This is a genomic window from Flavobacterium sharifuzzamanii (assembly GCF_003254585.1).
In the GTDB taxonomy this organism is placed as follows: domain Bacteria; phylum Bacteroidota; class Bacteroidia; order Flavobacteriales; family Flavobacteriaceae; genus Flavobacterium; species Flavobacterium sharifuzzamanii.
This window is the reverse complement of record NZ_QJGZ01000042.1, coordinates 102,970-120,925: the sequence shown is the minus strand read 5'-3', so window position 1 is coordinate 120,925 and position 17,956 is coordinate 102,970. Positions and strand designations below refer to the sequence as shown.

Genomic DNA, 17,956 nt, shown 5'->3' with positions numbered 1-17,956 from the left:
TAACTGCTAAAAATTAGAACTCATGAAAGAAGAGCAAACCGTTTGTTATTCCTGCGTCAATGAAAATTGTTTTATCAAGAAACATCTGCATTTAGAACAGATGGCAGGTTATGTTTCTAAAAAACGAAGTATTGCTTGTAAAAAATCTGATCGATTTATAACGGAAGGTGCGCCTTTGCAGGGACTTTATTTTATTTGCAAAGGAAAAGCCAAAACAGTAAAAACGGGAATTAACGGTCGTGAACAAATCGTTCGCTTAACCAAAAATGGTGATATAATCGGTTTCCGCGGATTTGGAACAAGCAAAAAATACTTAATTGGAGCTTATGCGCTTGAAGATACAGTTTTGTGTAATTTCAGCAACGAAACTATGGTCGAAATTTTACAGCATATTCCAGAATTTACCTACGCATTAATGTTGTTTTATGCCGAAGAATTGAACAAGAGCGAAAACAATATCCGCAAGATTGCACACATGAATGTTCGCGAGCGTGTGATTGATTTGTTGCTTTATATTCATCGCAAATTCGGACAGACAAATGGTTTGATTGATATCGAGCTTTCGCGAAAGGAAATTGCCGACTTTGCAGGAACTACAGAAGAACAGGCAATACGTATTTTGTCAAGTCTTAAAAAAGAAGCATTGATTAAAACGGAAGGGAAACGTGTTGGGATTTTGGGAGTTTCAGAATTGAGATCTGAAATTATGGAGCATAAGTATTTTTAAGGTTCTAAGATGCTAAGGTTTCTTATTGTAGAGACGCACTGCAGTGCGTCTTTACCGCATGCGTCTCTACTTCGTATTTATGATTTTTTTCTTCCTACGAATCGAATTACAGAACCAGTTCCATTGTGAAATAAACCTTCGTTTAGTTCGATTTCTTTTTCTTCTAATTCGATAATTTCATAATTAGAAAAATCGGCTTTAATTTCTTCTATTGAAAAAAGAGATTCAATGTCTTTTGGTCCGCCGACTTTTTCATTTTTGGTTACATATTCTAAATGCTTTTTGCTGAAAGCTTCAAAAATGATAATGCCGTTTTTGCACAATAATTTATCTAATTGTTGATGAATTTCCGATTTAATTCCTGCTGGAAAATGTGCATAAATTAAAGCAATTGCATCAAATTGCTCTACTTCGAAATCAAGAGTTTCCAATTCGCCAACTTGATAATCAATTGAAACATCATTTGCTTCTGCAAGTTTTAATGCTTTATTTCTTCCTTCTTCGCTAATATCAAAAGCCGAAACGTTCCAGCCTAATTTTGCAGCAAAAATGGCATTTCGCCCTTCGCCTTCGGCAGGAAAAAGAATAGTGGCAGGGTTTAGTTTTTCTAGTTGTTCTTTTAAGTAATTGTTGGGTTCTTCTCCGTATGCAAATTCTTCGCTTTTATAACGGTCGTCCCAACGCTGAGTCCAGTTGTTCATGGTTTATATATTGAATTTAATTATTAACGGTTTGTGATCGCTATACAAAGTCCAATCTTTGTAAGCGCCGACTTCAACACTTTCTATAACTTCTATAAAATCATTTGAAGCAAAACAATAATCAAGATGATAGGGTTTGTTTTCATGACGATACAAATACCAAGTTGGATGCTCTTCTTTGCCCTGTATCTGATTGAAGTATTTATGGTATGTACTGAAAATATTCTTTTCGGCTAATTTGTTTACAACGGTTGTATGATTTCCTTCGCGACGTGGTTTGTCCCAAATCGCATTGCTGTTGAAATCTCCAATTAAAATGGTTTTAGTTTCTTTGATTAGGTTTTCGTAATAATTAATAGCCTTCCAAACTTGCGTTACATAAGCACCATCTTTATCTGCTGGATTATTTGCCCATATTGCGAATAGTATAAAATCTGTTTTTCCACCATTAACAGCAATTGGTAGAACATTTTTGAAATCGGGATTATGACAATCTAACAACTGAAACCGATAATCACTATAAGAGAAAACGCCAACTCCTTTATGCGGATTTGCGCCATACCAAAGAATATCGTTTGGTGTCTGAATTTCGGTTGGGAATTTTAATTTTTCAGGACTTTCACACTCAGAAATTACAGCGATATCAGGATTATGAGCGAGAAGGAATTCTGCTTTTTTCCTGAATGCCATGTTGCAATTCCAAGCGATGAGTTTCATTTGAAAATTTAATTGTTTCTTACTCAAATATACCGATTAATGAGGAGAATTTTTTTTGATTGATCAAAAAAAATACCCTTTCTCAAAAAAGAAAAAGGGCAGTTTATATATTTAAATTTCTTTAGTCTTAACCAACAAATTTTGTCTCTCCGCTATTTACGTCAATTTCAGCAAAATTGTGTTTTCCGATCACGATAAGCAGTTTGTTTGAGTTGTAGCCAACATATCTAATTTCAGGTTCTCCTTTTTTAGGTTTTCCACAGATAGAAATTACATTGGTTTGCCATTTCAGTTTTTTTCTTTTGTAAGCAGAAATGGTTTGCAAATCATTTTCAACATAATAAACGATGTTGTTTTTTTTAATTCCTCTTTTTTGCGTTTTAGCAAAATTAATTTCTGAGTTTTTAGAAATTAAGGCATCATCGTATTTTTGGGCAATACCTGTTTGCGTGACAATAAAAGTCAGCAATGACAATTTTAGAAATGGTTTCATTAGGATAGAATTGGGGGTTCATAATCACTTCAAATATAAATAATTAAATGTATAATCCGCACTATTGTGAAATAAAAAAAATACCCTTTTCCAGAAATAGAAAAAGGGTAAAATATTCAAGTTAATTTTTAAGAAAAATTATTTTTTCCAGCTAAAAATTCTAGGATTAACAGAAATCATTAACCAAGCCCAATTGTTGGTGTGGTTTGCATCTCCATTTTTGATGAATTCCATCGTTTTAGAGCCAAACATTTGAGAATAACCGCCTGTTAGTGTGATGTCTTTTCTAAAATTATAACCAAAAGTTGCATCAATCTCAGTTCCTAAATACGAATCCATTTTTTCGTTAAGAGGAACATTCACTACATCAGCTGCTGATAAAAAGACATGCGGAATCAAGGCAAACTGCCATTTGTTTATATTGTAATTCAATTTTATAAAAGCATCTTGCAAACCAACATTATTTAGGTGATTTCCAACATAAAAATAATCCATGTAACCATTAAAACCGTGGTTGGTTCCAAAAATAGGATTGAAAGATTTAATTACTGTACTTCCGTCATTTGAAGCTTTTCCAGATAAAAATTCGTATCCTAAACCAGCCTTGAATGATTCTGTAATGTTGTAATTAAAATTTGCTGCAGCATTCCAAGCGCTTACTTGTAAATCAGTACTTTTTCCAGTTTGTCCATATACCCAAAAGTTACTATCTATTTTGCTTGTTTTGTAAGTTAGATAAGGCCCAAAAGTCTGTTTGTAATCAACTAATAATTTTGCATCTGCGTTTGCATATTCGTAACCAGTATTAAGCAATAAGAAGCTTAAACCTAAATCAGTGCTAAATTGGTTGTGATACCAAGCGTATTGCATTGCTTTATAATTGGCAACTGTATAAGGAGTTTGGAAAACATTTTCAGCAGTTGAATTGTAGGCGCCTCCAAAATCTAATTTTTGCTTTTCAGTTTGATAAGTAACGGTAAGCGCATCATGACTTTGCCCTTGTTGTGCCCAATCCATTTCACCCAAAATACGCTGGTTGTCGTACGAAAGAACCTGACGTCCCATTCTGGCGCTCCATTTTTCGGTAAAATTATATTGTGCCCAAGCCTCAAAAACTGCTACACCATTTTTATCGGCAACCGTTGCAGGAGGAACATCGCCCCATGTTCTGGTGTTTTGAAAAGTTAATTTTACAATTAAATCGTCTTGTTTGAAATTGATTCCTAAACGAGAACGCTGTGAAATTTGAGAAGTTCCTTTTTGTCCTTCTGGAAGAAGGGTTTTGTAGCCGTTACGATATTCAAAACGTGGCCTAATTTGTAGATTTACATCTAATTCTTGGGCTTGTATTTCAAAACTTAATCCTACGATAAGTATTAAAATTAGTTTAAGTTTTTTCATAAAATTATTAGGTTTTTATCGAAAGTAAATTTATAAGAAAAAGCCATGTGTTTTTATGACTGAAATCATATTTATAACTTTTTTTAATCTAAGTCTAATATGCAGGCTCTAATTTTGCCTTGCTTACTTTTACTCGTTTTTCCTTAGATAGTTGTGTTATAGTATAATGCATCCAAACTAGACAGATGGTTGAAAAGGCTAGAATAAAAATCCATGAGCTTGACCAGATTCCGGTAGCAGTCAGCAAATATCCGAAGATAATTGGGCCGAAGAAACCGCCTAAACCGCCAATCATTCCAACCATTCCGCCTACAACACCAACTTCTGTTGGGAAATATTCGGGAATATGTTTGTATACAGCCGCTTTTCCGATTCCCCAAGAAATCCCGATTAGAATTACTAATACCAGAAATACCCACATATTGGCATCAAACTTAATAACAGTTACACCTTTTGCAATCAATTCTTTTTTAGCAACACTTTGATTGTGTGCTACAACAACATCTTGCCAGCTTGTAGAAGTTGGGAAAATAGCATTTTTATTTGTATTGGCAGTTTTTTGTGCAATCGGATATTCTTTATCGCCAATTTTTACAGTTTTATCATTGATCTCGTTTACCACACCTTTTTTAGCGGCTAAAATTCCTGGTCCTGAAGTAGTGATTTCCATTTTAGGAATCGATAATAAAGCACTTAAAATTACTGATGAACCCAAGACCCAGTACATCACTTTTCGTGCTCCGAATTTATCAGATAAATAGCCTCCGAAAGCTCTAATTACTCCAGATGGTAAACTGAACATTGTTGCAAATAAACCGCCCATAACTAAACTCGTTTGGTAAACGTTCATGAAGTTTGGCAATAACCACTGAGAATACGCTACAAAACATCCGAAAACTAAGAAATAATAAGCCCCAAAGCGCCAAACTCTTTGCGATTTTAATGGCGTAAGCATTTGCGAAATAGTTTTACCATTACTTTCTATTTTTTTGTTTTGAGCGAAAATTAAAAAAGCAACACCAATTACTACCAATGAAATAGCGTAAATAACAGGGAGAACTTTCCAACCATTTTGTGGATCATTTGCTGAGAAATGATTTAATAGCGAAGGAGCCAGAAAAGTTGTAATTGCTGCGCCAGCATTTCCCATTCCGAAGATTCCTAGTGCGCGACCTTGCCATTCTTTTGGATACCAAATTGAGGTATATCCAATTCCAACTGCAAAACTGGTTCCGACCATTCCGAAGAAGAAACTAAGTAAAGCGAACATAAAAAAGCTGTCAGCATAAGGAAGAAGGAAAAGCGGAATTGAACTTAGAAGCAGTAAAAGTGAAAAGACATATTTTCCGCCAAATTTGTCGGTCAAGATTCCGATTGGAAGACGCATAATTGATCCTGTTAAAATTGGAATTCCCAAAAGCCATCCAACTTGAATAACATCCCAATGGAAAATTCCATTATCAACTAAAAAGGTTACTAAAACCCCGTTTAATGTCCAGCAGGCAAAACACACTGTAAATGCCAATGTGTTCAAAAATAAAATTTTGTGTGACTGTGATAGTGAGTTTGTATTTTTCATAGTACTTATATTTTTATGTAAAAATAAGTACTATGACTTAGTTAAAACCTGCTAAAACGCAGTTTTTGAAAAATAATTACGTATTTATACGTATTTTTTAAATTAAAGAATACTCAGCCGCTTTATTAGAAAGTTCCATAAGGTTTTTCACTTTCAGCTTTTTCATTAAGTTAAAACGGTGTACTTCGGCAGTTCGTTTACTGATATCAAGCGCTTCGGCGATTTCTTTGTTACCTTTTCCAGATAAAAGAAGGGTTAGGATTTCTTTTTCTCTTTTGGTAATCATCATTTCTTCACCTAAAGTTTGTTTTGGTTCTAAAGATGCTGAAGAATTAGTCAGTTGACTGATTAAAATAGAAGAAATATCACCGCTGAAATATTTTCCTCCAGCAGAAACTGTATGCAATGCTTTTAAGAATTCTTCTTTGCTTGAGCCTTTTAGCAAATATCCGTCGGCTCCCGCTTTTATTGATTTCAAGACATATTCTTCTGATTCATGCATCGAAAGCATGATGATTTTTACGCTGTTTTTTTCGTTTCTAAGTTTTTCTACTACCTCGATACCTGTTAAGTTTGGCATACGAATATCTACTATAAGTAAATCTGGCTGTGTTGCCGCTACTACTTCAAGTGCATCTTCACCATCAATTGCTTCGCCTACAACCTCGATGTTTGCTTCGTTTTCAAGTAAAGACTTGATTCCGTCTCTAACAAAAACATGGTCATCTGCCAGTACTACACGAATGATATTGCTCATAGTTTACTTAATTTTGATTCTCGATTTTTACGTATATTCATCTAAAAAGAAGACGCTAATATACGTAATTTTTTAGATTTTAAAATTCAATATTAAAATTTCTAATGTTGGAAATTTTAAATTTCATTGGATGGTCAACTTTTTCAAAGTTTTCTAATCATAAAGTTTGTCATTCTGAGGAACGAAGAATCACACGCGGGATTCTACAAAGATTGACGATTTAGATTGTCATTTTTTTGCACGCAGATTCCGCAGATTTAAACAGTTTTTTTTATTTTAAAACTGTCAAATGATTTTCAAATATTGTGGATTTCGATTGTGGAGTTTCTAGTGCGATCCTTCGTTTCTCAGGATGACAAAAAATGCTGAAAAAAGATCTTGTATTAACTTAGATTTTCTTCTGAAAACAACTGCCCGCGAGAGGGATAGGAGGAAGCTACCGAAGTAGCCCGGATAGCCCGACAGTATTAGGAAAAGTGGGCGAATATAGACAAAGTTTGTTTGCCCACTTTTTCTAATACTGGCTCGCCATGATAATTAGATAATGAGTTAATGTGTCAATTAGATAATTCTTATGAATGTGTTAAATAATTATCTAATTTTCTAATTGGCACATTGTCACATTATTTTAAGATCGGAATGTTGAACGTAATTCTCGTTCCTTCACCTGGAATAGAGTTCATGAAAACGCGGCCGTTGATGTATTGGATTCTTTCTTTCATAAATAAAAGCCCCATTCCAGATTCACTGTTACGCTTTTTATCGACTGAGTTGACGTCGAAACCTTTTCCGTTGTCATCTACGATAATACTTAAAAGTGTATCGCTGTGTGAAAGCTGGACGATTATATGAGAGGATTCTGCATATTTTATGGCATTGTTAATTGCTTCTTGTGTAAGTCTGTAAATATTGATTTCGATCAAGGAATCTAAGCGCTGGTCGAAATCGGTTTTGTTGTAGAAAAGGATTTCTTTTCCCGTAAGTTTTGAAAGTTCTTGCGTTAGTTTTGATAATGACGAAACGATTCCGTGATCGCTTAATTCTGGCGGCATTAAGTTGAAAGTTGCTGTACGGACACCTTTTATAATGTCTAAAGAAAGTTTCTTTAAATATTCAATTTTTTGTTCTGATTTTTCTCTGTCATCCAGATTGATGCTTTCTAAACTGAACTTTAAACCGGTAAGCATTTGGCCAATTCCGTCATGAATTTCTTTGGCGATTCGGTTTTGTTCGTTTTCCTGATTTTCAACAATTTTACTAGAAATAATCTTTTGCTGGTTGATTTTTTCGGTAGTGTTTTCAAGGTTCAAACGTTCAACTTCGCGCTGTGCTTTTTTGCGTTCGGTGATGTTAAAACAAACGATCAAAAGTTCCAATTCGTCTTTTTTGATCATTACGGGAACCATCGATAAATCGAGCCAGATTTCTTTTTCGTCTTTATTTATAATTTTGATTTCGCCTTGCCAGCCGCTGCGTTGTTTTTCGAAAATTAAACGGTCAAAATTAACCTGTTCTTTTTCGTCTTCTGTTAGTACTTGAGAGAATTTTTTATTGGAAGAAAACTTGGTGTAATTTAAAAGTTTTGCGAATTTTTCTCCAATGTGAATGATGGAGCCGTCTGGCGAAATTCGGCAATACAGCAAAGTATTTTCCATCGCATAATTGAGCGATTTCAATTCTTTTACTGAGTTTTCTTTGATTTCACTCAGGATTTCGGTGTCGTATGCGAGCTTTAAGGCTTTCTTTTCTGAAGATAAAAGTCTTGTAATTAATCGTTCAATTTTCTTATTTGTAGGTCTGAAAATAAAAAGGAATTCTAAAAGCAGAACCAAAAGTGTAAAGCCAAAAATCCAATATTCGATTTTGCGTTGTTCAGTCACTTTCTCATGCGCTTCAAGATCGTATTGGGTTACAATCTGATTCATTTTCGATAGAAAGATTCCCTCGTTCTCTAGAATAATCTGAACTAGTTTTTGATTTTCAGAGACCGATTTTTTTTGCTGTAAATTCAACAGAAAAGAATCTGTAGTTTGAGTAATTTTATTGAAAATCGGATTAATTTCTAGATATAATTTAGAAAGTGTTTCTGATTTTTCTTTTGGAAAAACTAAACTGTCATTGCCGTTTTCCAAAGCGTTTTGATTCTTTTTCCAAAGTTCTAAAACCTCTTTTAAGTGCGAAGTTTTTTTGGCTGTAGCCGAATCAGAAACGTAATGTAAAATCAGAACTTCTTTGACAATTTTCTGGCTCAACATTCTTTGCTTTCCAGAGAAATTAATGATTTTGGAATCGCTTAACTGCTGATTCAGATTGTATTGAACTAAAAATTGACTAACAATTATAGTTAAGGCAATAGTAAGAAGCGCAAAAAAATACAGACGGCGTAAATTTTTGAAAGTGATTTTTTCTGCTGCTTCCTGATTGCTTTTCTTCATATCTTTTTACAATCCTAAAGAAGCTTTTATTAAGTTTAAGTTTTCTTCAGAATAATTGATTTTTAAAGCTTCCTGATGTCCTTTGTCGGACATTTTGTCCCAAGTTTTTTTGATGATATTTTTTAGCTTTTCTTCGTCATGTTTGTGTACGAAAGGTTCTAAGTAATATTCTAAAAATACCAGACAGATCACATCTTCCAATAATTGGGTTTCGGCATCTTTTTTAAGTAATTTTTTTTCAATTAAGAAAGAAACACGATCGATGAAAGTTTGATCGTAACCTGCTCTTACCAAGATTTCGGCTGTAGTTTTTGCGTGAAATTTTTTCAGTTCTTCTCTCCATTTCAAATAGCCTACGCGATCCATAGGATATGACTCGCGAGCGACTTTCCATCGACAGATGTGTTGTGCTTTTGAAGCAATTTGAACCTCTTCTGATGCATTAGGTTCAAACTCCATTAGTTTTTTATACATCCTGTCTGAATACAATAATTCTTTCGGATATTCTTTGTTTTGGTCTAATTCGATGTTTGGATCTTGAGCATTTTCAGCATCAATCCATTCGCTTGCTTTTTGAAAAGGTGTAGTCATTTTTTGGTTTGATAATAGAATTTCAAAGATACGGAATTAAGTTTTTATGTGTGCTTTTTTCTAACACATAGAAACATAGATTTGTTTGTGGTTAAAGGCGTTTCACTTGCGTTAATTCACATAATAATTACGATAGTTTTGTCATTTCGACGAAGGAGAAATCTTCACGAGTAGCTCCGTCACGAAAATCCAATCTTTGTAGAGTTTCTTGTAGAGATTTCTCCTTCGTCGAAATGACAAGATTGTGTGTGTTGCTTTGTGTAAACTAATCTATAAATCCAACAAAAACTTCATCTTCAACAATCTTAACAGGATACGTTGCAATGCTGTATTCTTCGCCGTTTAAGTTAGAACCATCTACAAGTGAAAATGTTTTTTTATGCATCGGGCAGGCAATTTTCGGAATATCATCTGCAGATCCTGTCATTCCTCTTGAAAGTACCATTTCCATTTTATGAGGGCAGGCGTTTTGGCAAGCGTACCATTCGTTTCTGCGTGTGAAATTGAAAATAGCTATTTGTTTGTTTTTGTATTTGATGCATCCGCCTCGGTTGGTTGGGAAATCTTCAACTTTACCTGCTTTGAACCAAATTGTTGCATCGCTCGCGTGAACTGTTTCGTATTGATTTAAGATTTCTTCCATTTTGATTAAATTTTTGGTTCCTGTTTCTTAGCCCTCTTTTTACAATCAAGAGAGATTTGATGGCGCAGTAAAAAAGAGGGTAAGAAGGACAGCAAACGTTTAATGATTTTTTTTCTTTTTTTTGGAGCTGTTATTTTCTCCCGCAGATTTGGCAGATTTAGCCGATTTTATTTTTAATCCTTATAATCTGTGGCTTTTATTTTAAACATATAGAAACATAGATTTTTTTTGTTTTTTGTTTGAGAAATAGAAAATTAAAAGAAACTAGTTTCTAACACATAGCTATGTGTGTTTATGCAAGTGAAACGCCTTTATTAAGTTTTTAAAATCTATGTCTCTATGTGTTTAAAAATTCATGTTTTAAGTTTACAACCAAGCTTTTGGCATTTTTTGATCTCTTAGTGGTACGAAAACAGCATTATCATCTTTTTCGTCTGAGTTTATAAAATGATTGAAACGTTTCAATAATCTTGGTTTTTCTAGCACTTGTTTCCATTCGCATTCGAAAGTGTTTACTAAAGTCTGCATTTCAGCTTCAAGCGTTTCGCAGATTCCTAAACTATCTTCGATAATTACTTGTTTTAAATATTCTAAACCTCCATCTAGTTTTTCTAGCCAAGTTGAAGTTCTAATTAGCGGACCAGCGGTGCGGATGTAATACATTAAGAAACGATCCATATATTTGATTACAGTTTCTTTGTCTATTTTTTCAGCCAATAAAACAGCGTGTTTTGGATTTGCTCCACCATTTCCACAGATGTATAAATTCCATCCGCCTTCAACAGCAATTAATCCGAAATCTTTACCACGCGCTTCGGCGCATTCGCGAATGCAGGCAGAAACGCCACCTTTTAGTTTATGCGGAGAACGGATTCCTTTATATCTATTTTCAAGTTCGATGGCAAATCCGGCGCTGTCGTCCATTCCGTAACGGCACCACGCGTTTCCGACACAGCTTTTTACAGCACGAAGTGATTTTCCGTAAGCGTGACCGCTTTCAAAACCATTATCGATTAAGATTTTCCAGATTTTTGGCAAATCGCTTAAATGTGCTCCGAATAAATCAACTCTTTGTGCTCCAGTAATTTTAGTGTACAAATCGAATTGTTTTGCCACTTCGCCAATTACGATTAGTTTTTCGGCAGTAATTTCTCCTCCCGCAACTCTTGGAACAACAGAATAGGTTCCGTTTCGTTGAATGTTTGCTAAAAATCTATCGTTTGTATCTTGTGTAGTTACGTGTTTATTAGCGGTATCATTGTAAATACTTGAGAAAATAGAAGCAACAACTGGTTTACAAATCTCGCATCCGTCTCCTTTTCCGTGATGATCTAAAACGTCGTAGAAATTCTCGTATTTGTTGATTTTTACCAAATCGAATAATTCCTGACGTGTATAACTGAAATGTTCGCAGATAACTTCTTTTACTTCTTTTCCTAAAGATTTTTGAGTTGCTTTAACCAAATCAGAAACCATTGGTTTACAGCCTCCACAACCTGAGGTTGCTTTTGTTGTTTTGACCACATCTGAAAGAGAAGCACAAGATTCGTCTAGAATTTTACAACAGATAGCACCTTTTGTAACATTTTCGCAAGAGCAAATTACGGCTGTATCTGGCAAATCCATTACGCTTCCTAAAGAAGAACCTTCAGAACCGTCGCGAGAACCTAAAATCAAATCTTCTGGATTTTTAGGCAACGCCATTTCGTTGATGTAAATCTGGAAAAGCGAATTGTAATCGCTGGAATCTCCAACTAAAATTCCTCCTAATAGTTTTTTAGAATCTTTTGTAACGTTGATTCTTTTATAAACGCCACTTAATTTATTCTCATAAACAATAGCAGTAACGTCATTGTTTTCGATAAAAGGATCACCAAAACTCGCAACTTCAACACCAATTAATTTCAATTGTGTTGACATATCGATGGTTTCTCTCATGGTTTTATCACCATTTAAGATTTGTTCGGCAGCTACATCGGCCATTTCGTAACCTGGAGCGACAAGTCCGTAAATATTGTGATTATAAAGAGCTGCTTCTCCAATCGCAAAAATAGAAGGATCTGATGTTCGCATTTGATTGTTTACCACAATTCCACCTCTTACGCCAACTTCAAGTCCCGAAACTCTTGCCAGTTCGTCACGAGGTTTAATTCCAGCAGATATAACCAACATGTCTACTTTTAACAATTCGTCGTTTGCAAACATCATTCCTGTTATACTTTCCTTTCCGTCAATATATTGCGTTGCTTTGTTAAGATGAATTCCAATATTTAATTCTTCTATTTTTGATTGAAGCATATCACTCGCGCCTTGATCCAATTGTCTCGGCATCAAACGTGGCGCAAATTCCACGACATGCGGATTTAAGCCTAAATCTCTAACAGCTTTTGCTGCTTCAAGACCTAATAAACCGCCACCTAGAACCGCCGCTTCTGTTGCTCCTTTTTGTTTTATTTTTCTAGCGTAGGCCATAATAGCGTCTAGATCTTCGATGGTTCTGTAAACAAAAACACCTTCTTTTTCTACGCCTTCAATTGGAGGTACAAAAGCCGAAGATCCAGTTGCTAAAACTAAGTAGTCGTACGTATGTGTTTTGCCTAAGTGTGTATGAATAGTTTTTACATCACGATTAATATCTGTAATTAACTCTGATGTATTTAGAATAATATTGTTTTCTGCGTACCAATCTGTTGTAGATAATGATAGATCGTCTGCCGTCTTTCCTCCAAAGTACTCGCTTAAGTGAACGCGATCATAGGCGCGTCTTGGTTCTTCTCCAAATACTGTGATTTGATACTTTTCTTGTCCAGATTTTGCAACAAACTTTTCGCAAAATTTATAACCAACCATGCCGTTTCCAACTACTATTACTCTAATCATGATTTCTTTAATTAAGTATTACTATGCAAATATAAGTATTTATACTTATAAAAATACGTATGTTATTATTTTTTGAGCAATAAGTATGTTTTGAGTACTACGTATTTTGGCTTAATCTTTTACGTAGTGCGGATTTCGAATGATTTTTTACTTACTTAGTTTTTTAAATTTGAAAGGATTCTAAATAAGCATTTCAAAAAAATGTTGTAAATTCATAAGAATTTTACAGGTATTTTATGCGCAAGAACTTTTTTAAACTAAAATCTCATGAAAAAAATACTTTCAATATTGTTGTTTTCATTTTTAATAATAGGATGTAAAACGGCTGCAAATAAAGAAACTGCCGGAAGTACTTCGACAAGTTCTACAGAAGAGGATTTAAAATATTATTTTAAAGGAACAGGAAACGAGCCGTTTTGGGGAATTAAAATAGGAAATGAGGAAATTGTTTTTACCTCATTAATACCGGGAAAAGAAAAAATCATTTTTCCAGCCGTTGACGCGATTAGAGCAATGGATGCTAATGTGAAAATGTATCAGGCAAGTAATGAAACCACTTCGGCAACGATTACGATTCAGCAATTGGATTGCCAGGATTCTATGTCTGGAGCGATTTCGCCTTATAGCGTAAAAGTCGAAATTAGAAATAACTCAGAATTAGAAACAAAAAAGCTTAACGGGTGCGGAAAATACATTACCGATTATCGACTTCACGATATTTGGGTCTTAGAAGAATTAAATGGCTATAAAGTTTTTGCAACAGATTTTCAGAAAGAAATGCCTCGAATTGAAATTAATTCATCTGAGAATAGATTTTCTGGCTATGGCGGTTGTAATGCAATAAGCGGTTCTATCTTTTATGAAAAGGATTTGCTTCGATTTTCAAAAGTACTTTCAACTCTCATGGCTTGTCCTTCGGGAAATAAAGAAAATGAATTTACTAAAGCACTTCAAAGCACGACAACTTATGAGATTGGAAATAATCAGTTGACTTTGTCAAATCCTACTGGGAAATTGGTTGTTTTTAAGAAGGTTGATTAGTAAAGATGGATTTATAAAATGTCTTAATGTGTTCTAAAAATAACTTATAGTAAGTATCCATACTTTTCGTTTAAAATATTTTTGTAAAATAAAACTTATAATATTTATTTTAAATGAAAAGGATTTTAATGCTGATCATTGCAGTAACAGTTGTTTGTAGCTGCAAATCAAGTAAAACTGCAAATTCGGCTGTTGCAACTAATGAAAATGCTACTGAAAAAAAATTACAGCAAACCTGGATTTTGGAGAATTTAAACGGAAAGGTAATTACTGAAAAAGATTTCTCAAGCTTTCCAAAATTAGTAATGAATTCTTCAAACTTTACTGGATTTATAGGATGTAATGCAATTAATGGGAATTTGCTTTCAAAGGGAGACGGAAAACTTCAATTTTCTGCTGTTACTGCTGAAACTAAAAAATGTGAAGCCAAAAAAAAAGGTGAATTTCTACAGCTATTAAGAACAACTTCAGGCTATTCTATTGAAAACAACAAATTGTACCTTTCTAATCAGTTTGGGCTTACAATGTCTTTCAAAAAAGGTTAATTCAAAGAAAAGGCTTCGATAATTTCGAAGCCTTTTTATTTAAATATTCTGGTGAACTTATTCTAATAACTCTTTGGATTCATCTTCTTCGCTTTCATCCTCAATAAAATCAAGTTCAAGAGCTCTCACACTCTGAACAGCATTTCCTGCAATACCGCGAATCGAACCGTACATTCCTAAAGTATTGTGAACTACTTTCTCGATTTGCTTTTCGCGCTGTTTCCAGATTCTCTGCATTGCTCTTTTTTCAGAATCCAAATCGTTTTGCATTTGGGTAAATCCTTCTACAATTCCTTCAATCTGCAAACGGAATTCGTTGCTGGTTAGGAAATCGTATAGCATCGACATTTTATCTCCTTTATTTTCCTGCGCTTCTACAGCTTGGCTTATCTGTATTAAAGACTGACGCAAAACAGCGCTCAAACCTTTAAATTCTTCATAGGTACATATCCAGATTCCGTCGCGCATACCCATTCTTTCCATTCCGTTTGGCATTACTTCGGTAACCAAAACCCCAATATTGGCTCTTTTGGTTCTAATATCGTTTTTGAATTTCTCAATCCAAGAAGGCTGAAATGCTTTGGTTCTTTTGCTTTCGTAATAAATAGAACCGCAGTTTTGATGCTCACGAGTGTTCACAATCTGCAAACAGTCGGCACCATTGGCACCTTTTTTAACTTCATCAATGGTGTCAAGAGGGAAGTTACTGGCAAGCCATTCTTCAATCGCTAATTCCATTACTTCTCCTTGCAATTGCATAGAACCTTGTTCCTGCTTTCGTTTCATTTCTTCCGTCAGCTTTTTTTGTTCTTCGAGCTGTTTTTGAAGTTCTTTAAATTTTAACTCGTTTTTATCGTCTTCCTGTTTTCTGATTTTTTCGCGTTCCAAAGCCAATTGGGCATTCAATTGTTTTTCGGCTTCGGCTTGAATAGCTTCTTTCATTTCCAGTTTTTCGCGCTGTAATTTGGCGATTTCACCTTCCATTTTATTTAATTCTCTGATTTTTTCCGATTTTTCAGAGAGTTCTTTTTCCATTAAAAGCAAACGATCTTTATTTTCTTCTTCAAGTTTGGCTTTTAGCTTTTCGGAGATTTCTTTTTCGGCTGTTTTTTTCTCGCGCTCTAAGCGTTCGGCAAAAAGCTCGTTTTCTTGTTTTTTCTTTGCTTCAAATTCGGCTTTGGCTTTATCCAATTGTTCATTTTTAAGCTCTAATTCACGATTTTGAATAGTAGCTTTTTGCTGGAATTCTTTACGAATGCTATCTTCCAATTGATGTTTTAATACATCATTTACATCGATAGGAGTTCCGCAGTTTGGGCACTGAATTGAAGATTGCTCAGCCATTTTATATTGAAATTTTTATTGTAGAATTTGAATTTGCTAAGATATTTAAAAGTTCTCTTTTTGTAATGCGGATTTCTGTACTAATTTGTAACGATTTTTTGTTATGACCACGAAGGCGCTAAGACGCAAAGTTTTTTTAGCCACATTATTCATATAGTATGTCATTTCGACGAAGGAGAAATCTCCACGAGATGCTCGACAAAGATTGGCTTATAGGAACAGAGCCACTTGGGAAGATTTCTCCTTCGTCGAAATGACAAACTTTGTGACTCTGCGTCTTTGCGAGATTAAAAAATCAAAACTTAGCGAGAACTATTTTTCGTCAATAAAAACTCAACAGCAGATTGCGTGATTTCAGAATAATCGTCTTTTGAAGTAATAATCGAAACATTGGTAAAAAGATTCACTTTTTCCAATTCAATAAAACCAATTTCAGAATCTTGATTGTTTTTGGCAATGTTTGACGGAACAATCGAAATTCCTAATCCATTTTTGACCAATTGTACGATGGAGTTTATATTATTTGCTTCATGAATAATCTTCGGTGTAAAACTATAAAAGGCGCACAATTCCAATAAAACTTCATGATAATGCGGGGCATAATCTTTATTGAAGAATACAAATGTTTCGTCTTTCAGTTTTACAATTTCATTTTCTGATTTTATCTGAATGATTTTTTTATTGTAAACCAATGAAAAACCATCTTTAAACCATAAAAGCGATTTTATTTTGGGTGAATGAATGGGCGATCGAATGATTCCCATTTCGATTTTTCCTTGTTCTAAAGCATCAATTTGTTTGGTGGTAGAAACCTCAAAAAGTTTGAAACTCACATAAGGAAACTGCGCTTTAAGATGTTTGATTAAATCTGAAATTACTGCCGAATAAATCGAACTGATATAAGCTATTCTGAATTCCCCAGAAACATTTTCTGCAATCTTTTTTGTTTTCACAGAAATACGTTCTAGATTCTGAAAAATCGCTGTAACTTCTTCTTTAAAATATTTACCTGCTTCGGTTAATTCTACTTTTTTATTGTTTCTGATAAAAAGCTTTGCTTGAAGTTCTTCTTCCAGTTCTGCAATTTGTCGGCTTAATGGAGGTTGAGAAATAAAGAGTTTTTCTGAAGCTTTGGTAAAATTCAGTTCTTCGGCTACAGCCAAAAAATATTTTAGATGACGTAATTCCATGATACTTTTAAAGTATTATTAATTGATAAAAATAGTATTTTTAAAGTATTTATGAAAAAGATAGTTTTGGAAAAGAAAAAATAAATCTCTCGCAGATAAAGCAGATTATTAATTTAGATAAAAAATCATCTAACCATAATATTTCCAATCCATAATAGCAAAAGATTCGCGAAATCTGCGAGAGATAAAAAACAAAAGATCATGAAAAAATCAACTATTGCTGAAATCAAAGAACGATTTGACAATGATGTCGAACGATTTTCAAATTTAGAGACTGGACAAGTAGCAACAATTGACGCTACTATTTCTTTAGAATTAATAACTGAAGCTTCAAAACGCATTGTTCCAAATGCTGCAACTATTTTGGATGTGGGTTGCGGAGCTGGTAATTATACTTTAAAAATGCTATCTAAAGTGCCAAACTTGAATTGCACTTTGGTCGATTTGAGTTTGCCAATGTTGAATCGTGCTTTTGAAAGAGTTTCAGCAGAAACAAAAGGAAAAGTTGAAATCAAACAAGGTGATATTCGAGAAATAGATTTAGATGAAAATAGTTTTGACATTATCTTGGCAGGAGCAGTTTTGCATCATTTAAGAGATGACAAGGATTGGGAAACTACTTTTACAAAATTGTTTAAATTATTGAAGCCAGGCGGCTGTTTGATGATTTCTGATTTAATAACGCAAGACACGGAATTATTAAATGAGTATACTTGGCAGCGTTATGGCGAGTATTTGGAAGGAATAGGAGGGGCGGAGTACCGCCGGAAAGTTTTAGATTATATCGAGAAAGAAGATTCTCCAAGATCTATGAATTATCAATTGGATTTGATGAAAAAAGTAGGTTTTTCTAAAGTTGAAATTTTACATAAGAATATGTGTTTTGGAGCTTTTGGAGGTATAAAATAAGAT

Annotated in this window: 16 protein-coding genes; 4 read left to right on the top strand and 12 right to left on the bottom strand. The window is 34.2% G+C overall.

What is annotated here, in order from left to right; genetic code table 11:
- The first annotated feature begins 22 nt into the window (after window positions 1-22).
- Window positions 23-727, top strand: coding sequence for a Crp/Fnr family transcriptional regulator (locus DMA14_RS20265; RefSeq protein WP_111426330.1), 705 nt, complete (start codon window positions 23-25; stop codon window positions 725-727).
- A gap of 77 nt (window positions 728-804) precedes the next feature.
- Here DMA14_RS20265 and DMA14_RS20260 read toward each other — a convergent pair whose 3' ends face one another.
- The 10 genes from DMA14_RS20260 to nirB form a co-directional block, all read right to left on the bottom strand.
- Complete coding sequence (locus DMA14_RS20260) at window positions 805-1,428, bottom strand: class I SAM-dependent methyltransferase (RefSeq protein WP_111426329.1); 624 nt, start codon at window positions 1,426-1,428, stop codon at window positions 805-807.
- A 3-nt stretch (window positions 1,429-1,431) separates the two neighbouring features.
- Complete coding sequence (locus DMA14_RS20255) at window positions 1,432-2,145, bottom strand: exonuclease/endonuclease/phosphatase family protein (RefSeq protein ID WP_111426328.1); 714 nt, start codon at window positions 2,143-2,145, stop codon at window positions 1,432-1,434.
- 127 nt (window positions 2,146-2,272) lie between these two features.
- Window positions 2,273-2,638: a hypothetical protein gene (locus tag DMA14_RS20250; protein WP_111426327.1), complete on the bottom strand. Its 366-nt coding sequence runs from the start codon at window positions 2,636-2,638 to the stop codon at window positions 2,273-2,275.
- Between the two features lie 138 nt (window positions 2,639-2,776).
- On the bottom strand, window positions 2,777-4,039 hold the full coding sequence (locus DMA14_RS20245; protein ID WP_111426326.1) for an alginate export family protein: 1,263 nt from the start codon (window positions 4,037-4,039) through the stop codon (window positions 2,777-2,779).
- A gap of 94 nt (window positions 4,040-4,133) precedes the next feature.
- Window positions 4,134-5,618, bottom strand: a complete 1,485-nt coding sequence (locus DMA14_RS20240) for an MFS transporter (protein ID WP_111426325.1) — start codon at window positions 5,616-5,618, stop codon at window positions 4,134-4,136.
- A gap of 97 nt (window positions 5,619-5,715) precedes the next feature.
- A complete protein-coding gene (locus DMA14_RS20235) occupies window positions 5,716-6,375 on the bottom strand; it encodes a response regulator transcription factor (RefSeq protein WP_111426324.1) in 660 nt (219 codons plus the stop codon).
- 623 nt (window positions 6,376-6,998) lie between these two features.
- Window positions 6,999-8,810, bottom strand: coding sequence for a PAS domain-containing sensor histidine kinase (locus DMA14_RS20230; protein ID WP_111426323.1), 1,812 nt, complete (start codon window positions 8,808-8,810; stop codon window positions 6,999-7,001).
- A 6-nt stretch (window positions 8,811-8,816) separates the two neighbouring features.
- Entirely contained in the window at window positions 8,817-9,401 is a 585-nt protein-coding gene (locus DMA14_RS20225) for a DUF4202 domain-containing protein (protein ID WP_111426322.1), read from the bottom strand.
- A gap of 265 nt (window positions 9,402-9,666) precedes the next feature.
- Window positions 9,667-10,044: a nitrite reductase small subunit NirD gene (gene nirD, locus DMA14_RS20220; protein ID WP_111426321.1), complete on the bottom strand. Its 378-nt coding sequence runs from the start codon at window positions 10,042-10,044 to the stop codon at window positions 9,667-9,669.
- A gap of 366 nt (window positions 10,045-10,410) precedes the next feature.
- Window positions 10,411-12,924, bottom strand: coding sequence for a nitrite reductase large subunit NirB (gene nirB, locus DMA14_RS20215; protein WP_111426320.1), 2,514 nt, complete (start codon window positions 12,922-12,924; stop codon window positions 10,411-10,413).
- A gap of 267 nt (window positions 12,925-13,191) precedes the next feature.
- Between nirB and DMA14_RS20210 the strand changes: the two genes are divergently transcribed.
- Both DMA14_RS20210 and DMA14_RS20205 read left to right on the top strand, forming a co-directional pair.
- Window positions 13,192-13,965, top strand: coding sequence for an META domain-containing protein (locus tag DMA14_RS20210; protein WP_111426319.1), 774 nt, complete (start codon window positions 13,192-13,194; stop codon window positions 13,963-13,965).
- 113 nt (window positions 13,966-14,078) lie between these two features.
- The gene (locus DMA14_RS20205; RefSeq protein ID WP_111426318.1) at window positions 14,079-14,510 is read left to right on the top strand and encodes an META domain-containing protein; all 432 of its coding nucleotides are present in this window, start codon (window positions 14,079-14,081) and stop codon (window positions 14,508-14,510) included.
- A gap of 57 nt (window positions 14,511-14,567) precedes the next feature.
- Here the strand turns inward: DMA14_RS20205 and DMA14_RS20200 are convergent, their stop codons facing one another.
- Together DMA14_RS20200 and DMA14_RS20195 are read right to left on the bottom strand one after the other, a co-directional pair.
- Window positions 14,568-15,854 (bottom strand): DUF2130 domain-containing protein, encoded by a 1,287-nt coding sequence (locus DMA14_RS20200; RefSeq protein ID WP_111426317.1) that lies wholly within the window; start codon window positions 15,852-15,854, stop codon window positions 14,568-14,570.
- 302 nt (window positions 15,855-16,156) lie between these two features.
- A complete protein-coding gene (locus DMA14_RS20195; RefSeq protein ID WP_111426316.1) occupies window positions 16,157-17,044 on the bottom strand; it encodes a LysR family transcriptional regulator in 888 nt (295 codons plus the stop codon).
- Window positions 17,045-17,245: 201 nt separating this feature from the next.
- Between DMA14_RS20195 and DMA14_RS20190 the strand changes: the two genes are divergently transcribed.
- Window positions 17,246-17,953, top strand: a complete 708-nt coding sequence (locus tag DMA14_RS20190) for a class I SAM-dependent methyltransferase (protein WP_111426315.1) — start codon at window positions 17,246-17,248, stop codon at window positions 17,951-17,953.
- Window positions 17,954-17,956: the final 3 nt, after the last annotated feature.

What these genes read in the sequence shown, in the direction of transcription:
- DMA14_RS20265 (WP_111426330.1), top strand. Translation starts at nt 23, where the DNA reads ATGAAAGAAGAGCAAACCGTTTGTTATTCCTGCGTCAATGAAAATTGT.
- DMA14_RS20235 (WP_111426324.1), bottom strand. Translation starts at nt 6,375, where the DNA reads ATGAGCAATATCATTCGTGTAGTACTGGCAGATGACCATGTTTTTGTT.
- DMA14_RS20255 (WP_111426328.1), bottom strand. Translation starts at nt 2,145, where the DNA reads ATGAAACTCATCGCTTGGAATTGCAACATGGCATTCAGGAAAAAAGCA.
- DMA14_RS20250 (WP_111426327.1), bottom strand. Translation starts at nt 2,638, where the DNA reads ATGAAACCATTTCTAAAATTGTCATTGCTGACTTTTATTGTCACGCAA.
- DMA14_RS20260 (WP_111426329.1), bottom strand. Translation starts at nt 1,428, where the DNA reads ATGAACAACTGGACTCAGCGTTGGGACGACCGTTATAAAAGCGAAGAA.
- DMA14_RS20200 (WP_111426317.1), bottom strand. Translation starts at nt 15,854, where the DNA reads ATGGCTGAGCAATCTTCAATTCAGTGCCCAAACTGCGGAACTCCTATC.
- DMA14_RS20195 (WP_111426316.1), bottom strand. Translation starts at nt 17,044, where the DNA reads ATGGAATTACGTCATCTAAAATATTTTTTGGCTGTAGCCGAAGAACTG.
- DMA14_RS20240 (WP_111426325.1), bottom strand. Translation starts at nt 5,618, where the DNA reads ATGAAAAATACAAACTCACTATCACAGTCACACAAAATTTTATTTTTG.
- nirB (WP_111426320.1), bottom strand. Translation starts at nt 12,924, where the DNA reads ATGATTAGAGTAATAGTAGTTGGAAACGGCATGGTTGGTTATAAATTT.
- DMA14_RS20245 (WP_111426326.1), bottom strand. Translation starts at nt 4,039, where the DNA reads ATGAAAAAACTTAAACTAATTTTAATACTTATCGTAGGATTAAGTTTT.
- DMA14_RS20225 (WP_111426322.1), bottom strand. Translation starts at nt 9,401, where the DNA reads ATGACTACACCTTTTCAAAAAGCAAGCGAATGGATTGATGCTGAAAAT.
- DMA14_RS20205 (WP_111426318.1), top strand. Translation starts at nt 14,079, where the DNA reads ATGAAAAGGATTTTAATGCTGATCATTGCAGTAACAGTTGTTTGTAGC.
- DMA14_RS20190 (WP_111426315.1), top strand. Translation starts at nt 17,246, where the DNA reads ATGAAAAAATCAACTATTGCTGAAATCAAAGAACGATTTGACAATGAT.
- nirD (WP_111426321.1), bottom strand. Translation starts at nt 10,044, where the DNA reads ATGGAAGAAATCTTAAATCAATACGAAACAGTTCACGCGAGCGATGCA.
- DMA14_RS20230 (WP_111426323.1), bottom strand. Translation starts at nt 8,810, where the DNA reads ATGAAGAAAAGCAATCAGGAAGCAGCAGAAAAAATCACTTTCAAAAAT.
- DMA14_RS20210 (WP_111426319.1), top strand. Translation starts at nt 13,192, where the DNA reads ATGAAAAAAATACTTTCAATATTGTTGTTTTCATTTTTAATAATAGGA.